General features: G+C 43.7%; 5 protein-coding genes. All 5 read left to right on the forward strand.

Going from position 1 to position 4,471, the window contains the following annotated elements; genetic code table 11:
* Positions 1-823 (forward strand): ornithine cyclodeaminase family protein (locus tag WJ238_RS08750; protein WP_337606696.1); only part of this gene is annotated, 823 nt, incomplete at its 5' end.
* A 2-nt stretch (positions 824-825) separates the two neighbouring features.
* Positions 826-1,203: a Rid family detoxifying hydrolase gene (locus WJ238_RS08755; protein WP_230106457.1), complete on the forward strand. Its 378-nt coding sequence runs from the start codon at positions 826-828 to the stop codon at positions 1,201-1,203.
* A 29-nt stretch (positions 1,204-1,232) separates the two neighbouring features.
* Positions 1,233-2,063, forward strand: coding sequence for an Mrp/NBP35 family ATP-binding protein (locus tag WJ238_RS08760; RefSeq protein ID WP_230106456.1), 831 nt, complete (start codon positions 1,233-1,235; stop codon positions 2,061-2,063).
* Positions 2,064-2,259: 196 nt separating this feature from the next.
* The gene (locus WJ238_RS08765; protein ID WP_316270630.1) at positions 2,260-3,594 is read left to right on the forward strand and encodes a putative DNA modification/repair radical SAM protein; all 1,335 of its coding nucleotides are present in this window, start codon (positions 2,260-2,262) and stop codon (positions 3,592-3,594) included.
* Positions 3,566-4,345, forward strand: a complete 780-nt coding sequence (locus WJ238_RS08770) for a TIGR03915 family putative DNA repair protein (RefSeq protein ID WP_256193941.1) — start codon at positions 3,566-3,568, stop codon at positions 4,343-4,345. The genes WJ238_RS08765 and WJ238_RS08770 overlap by 29 nt, the downstream gene beginning before the upstream one ends.
* The last annotated feature ends 126 nt before the right edge of the window (positions 4,346-4,471 follow it).

Genomic DNA, 4,471 nt, shown 5'->3' on the forward strand with positions numbered 1-4,471 from the left:
ACATGAAAACAAAACGCTGATTTACATGCCCTGTTATACAAAGAGCATTATCGGGACAAAAATGCTTACGATTTTCCCGGAAAATGCAAAACTTGGACTGCCGTCTATCGATGGCCTTGTTATCCTCAATGACCAGGTGACAGGCGCTCCGCTTGCTGTATTGGACGGGCAGGCTGTGACTGCATGGAGAACCGGTGCAGTGGGCGGAGTAGGTATGCGCCATCTGTCCAGAAAGGACGCTCATACAGTAGGAATCGTAGGAGCCGGTATGCAGGGATTTTACCAGGCAGTCTATGCGTGCGCTGCAAGGGATATTAAAACAGTGTATATCTGGAACCGCACCAAGAAGGACCTGACAGATTACATAGAAAGACTGAAGAAGACTATTGATAATCCGGCAGTGGAAGTAGTACAATGTAATACAGTGGAAGAATTAGTGAAAGCAAGTGATATCATCTGTACGACAACAGCCGCTACGACTCCGGTGCTGCCTGACTATAAAGAGCTTCTGGAAGGAAAATGTATTATCGCCATCGGTTCCTATACGCCGGAAATGCGGGAGATACCGGATGCAGTATGGGATCTTGTAGACAATGTATACATTGAACTGCCATATGCATGTGAGGAAAGCGGAGACTTAAGCGTACCTCTGGCAGAAGGCCGTCTGACAATGGATAAGGTTGTTTTGATGGACAAGTTCCTGGCATCGGATGCAGATGAAGATGAGATTGCAAAGAAAACCACATACTTTAAATCTGTAGGCATGGGTCTTTTTGACGTGTGTGTCGCACAGAAATTATTAGAAAAGGCAAAGGAGAGATAGAAATGAAAGTAGTAGCAACAGAAAAAGCACCAAAGGCATTGGGACCATATTCACAGGGATATATTTACAACGGCGTATTTTATGCAGCAGGACAGATTGCCATTAATCCTGCTACAGATGCAGTTGAGGCAGAGACAATTGAAGGACAGACAGAGCAGGTATGCAAAAATATCGGAGAGCTTCTTAATGCAGCAGGAACTACTTATGATAAAGTTATCAAGACAACATGCTTCCTGGCAGATATGGGAGACTTCGGTGCATTTAATGAAGTATATGCAAAATATTTTACATCCAAACCGGCAAGAAGCTGCGTTGCAGTAAAAACACTTCCAAAGAACGTACTGTGTGAGATCGAAGTGATCGCAGCAGTAGAAGAATAAAACGGAAGATCAGAAAAGAGGTAAAAGACATGGCAGAGCAGCAAAATGGTTGTTCCCCTTCCGACTGCGCCGGATGTGCGCATGCGGATTCCTGCGGAAGTAAGCCACAGGATATGAAGGAACCGGCAAATCCATTTTCTCATATCAATAAAGTAATTGCAGTAGTAAGCGGAAAAGGCGGTGTCGGCAAGTCCATGGTGACAGCTTCCCTGGCAAGAATGATGCGCCAGCAGGGATTTTCCGTCGGAATCCTTGATGCCGATATCACAGGCCCGTCTATCCCGAAAATGTACGGCCTGCATGAGAAGGCTAAAGGAAGCGAGCAGGGAATTTTCCCCTGTGAGGCGAAGGACGGAACAAGGATTATGTCCGTCAATCTTCTTCTGGAAAACGAATCAGATCCGGTGATCTGGAGAGGGCCGGTTATTGCCGGCGTGGTGACACAGTTCTGGACCGACGTAATGTGGGGAGAGCTGGATTATCTGTTTGTAGATATGCCGCCCGGAACAGGAGATGTGCCGCTGACAGTATTCCAGTCCCTTCCGGTGGACGGTATCGTCATTGTGACATCCCCGCAGGATCTTGTGCAGATGATTGTGGAGAAAGCTTATCATATGGCGGAAAAAATGAATATTCCGGTTTTGGGAATTGTAGAAAACTACAGTTATCTCGTATGTCCGGACTGTGGAAAAAAGATTTCTGTCTTTGGAGAAAGCCATATTGAAGAAGTGGCAGCAGGGCTTGGCATACCGGTTCTCGGAAAAATGCCTGTAGACGCAGGGCTGGCAGAGCTGGTAGAAGAAGAACGTTTCTATGAGGCTGACAACCGGTATCTGGAAGATGCGGTGAATAAGATTTGATTTCAATTTGGGACGTAACACTTTTTAAAAGTGTTACGTCCCAAATTACGTTAAACGGTGTGCTTTTTTGCGCCAAACGGTGGGTATTTTTGTAACAGGTGGTGTGTAAATCCGTATAAGTATATATTGACAACAAGAACATACGTTTGTATAATTAATACAAACATATGTTCTTGTTTGCGGAGGGGATAATAAAATGAATTTACAGGAATCCATGTCAGTATATGAAAAACTCAGGATTTTAACAGATGCTGCAAAATATGATGTGGCCTGTACGTCCAGCGGAACGGAGAGGAGAAATGATGGTACAGGGATTGGAAGCTGCGCACAGGCGGGAATATGTCACAGTTTTTCAGCAGATGGCAGATGTATCTCTCTTTTAAAGATCCTTTTTACAAATGAATGTATTTATGACTGTAAATACTGTATCAATCGCCGAAGCAACGATGTGCCGAGAGCCTCTTTTACCCCGGATGAAATTTGCAGTTTGACAATGGAATTTTATAGAAGGAATTATATAGAAGGCCTTTTTTTAAGTTCCGGTGTTCTGCACAGTCCAGACTATACGATGGAACTTATTTACGCTGCCCTCTACAAGCTGCGTACAGAATTTCATTTTCAAGGCTATATTCATGTCAAAGCGATCCCTGGAACAAGTCAGGAGTTGATCCAAAAGCTTGGTTTTCTTGTGGACAGAATGAGTGTCAACCTGGAGCTTCCGACAGCCGAAGGATTAAAACGTCTGGCGCCCCACAAAACAAGGAAAAATATACTTTCTCCTATGCGTCTTGTGCAGAACAGAATGGAAGAAAATAAGCAGGAGATTCAGGTGTACAGACATGCGTCTCGTTTTGTCCCGGCAGGACAGAGCACACAGATGATCATAGGGGCGACTCCCGATACAGATTTTCAGATTATCCATGTGGCGGAATCTCTTTATAAAAAATTTGGGCTGAAAAGAGTATTTTACTCTGCTTTTGTACATGTCAATGAGGACAGCAGTCTTCCGGCAAGGACAGGGGAGGGGCCGCCTCTTCTTAGAGAGCACAGGCTTTATCAGGCTGACTGGCTGCTTCGGTATTATCATTTTGAAGCAAAAGAGCTTCTTACGGAGGATAATCCTAATTTTAATGTCCTGTTGGATCCGAAATGCAACTGGGCCCTGCGGAATTTGGGCATTTTCCCGGTAGAGATCAGCACCGCGAACTATGAGACTTTGCTAAGAGTTCCGGGAATCGGTTATCGCTCGGCAGGCAGGATTGTCAAAGCCAGGAGGTATGGAAAGTTGAGCTTTGAAGATTTGAAAAAAATGGGGGTAGTATTAAAGAGAGCACTATATTTCATTACCTGCGGCGGAAAGATGATGTATCCGGTAAAGATAGAAGAGGATTACATTACGAGAAATCTTCTGAATACAAAAGAAAAACTTCCGGAAGGAATAGATGGGATGACTTATCGCCAGATTTCTTTGTTTGACGATGTGAGGTTTCGGGAGGGATGTTATGAAAATAGTATATGTGTGCAAAGATAGTATTACGGGGATTTTTTCGGCAGTATATGAGGCGTGGAAGAGGAGAAATGAAGGAAGAGAACTTAGTATAGCGATACAGGGAAGTGTGGAGCCGGCGCTTTTTTGTGAATACCAGGAAATTGAAGAGTCAGAGAGGAAAGCGGCAGCTGTGGAGAAGATGATTCTTAAAAATCTGGGAAGTCTTGTATACCGGGATTTGTATTATGCATCGCTGTCAAGAAACCTGGAAAAGGGAGATGCGATTCTGGGGACTTTGCTTGCGGCAAGAAAAATTCCGGACAGCAGAAAGATTATGGATCATCTTGGGGAAACACATGTAGAAAAAGTATTTGAATTGAGCAGAAATGTAGGGGAAGAGGCTCATTTGCTGACAGGGTTTATAAGATTTCGGGAGCTGGAAAATGGAGTGCTTTTATCAGAAATTACGCCTAAAAATCAGGTGCTTCCCTGTCTGGGGCCTCATTTTCAAGATCGTTTTCCGATGGAAAACTGGATGATATATGATAAAGGGAGACAAATGTTCGCGGTACATGAGGCTGGAAAACAGTGGGTTTTGGCAGAAGGAGAAAAGCTTGATGAAGAAGTATCCGGACGGTTGTCCGAAAAAGAACTTGAGTTAGAAGAACTGTGGAAAATGTTTTGCAGAACAATCGCTATCAAAGAAAGGAAAAATCCGGTCTGTCAGAGAAATAATCTGCCGCTGTGGTACAGACAGAATATGACAGAATTTCAGGAAATCCATGCAAAGTGACAAAAATGCATATCGCTTGGTGCAAAAATACACACCGATTCATTCAAAAATACACACCATTTACTGTAAATTGGGACGTAACACTTTTTAAAAGCAATGTCATTAAGTTTAGAAATTAGGATTCAA

The organism is Claveliimonas sp., assembly GCF_037273965.1.
In the GTDB taxonomy this organism is placed as follows: Bacteria; Bacillota; Clostridia; order Lachnospirales; family Lachnospiraceae; genus Claveliimonas; species Claveliimonas bilis.

Bases quoted from the DNA above. Each gene is read 5' to 3' on its own strand.
- WJ238_RS08755 (WP_230106457.1), top strand. From the start codon at position 826: ATGAAAGTAGTAGCAACAGAAAAAGCACCAAAGGCATTGGGACCATAT.
- WJ238_RS08770 (WP_256193941.1), top strand. From the start codon at position 3,566: ATGAAAATAGTATATGTGTGCAAAGATAGTATTACGGGGATTTTTTCG.
- WJ238_RS08760 (WP_230106456.1), top strand. From the start codon at position 1,233: ATGGCAGAGCAGCAAAATGGTTGTTCCCCTTCCGACTGCGCCGGATGT.
- WJ238_RS08765 (WP_316270630.1), top strand. From the start codon at position 2,260: ATGAATTTACAGGAATCCATGTCAGTATATGAAAAACTCAGGATTTTA.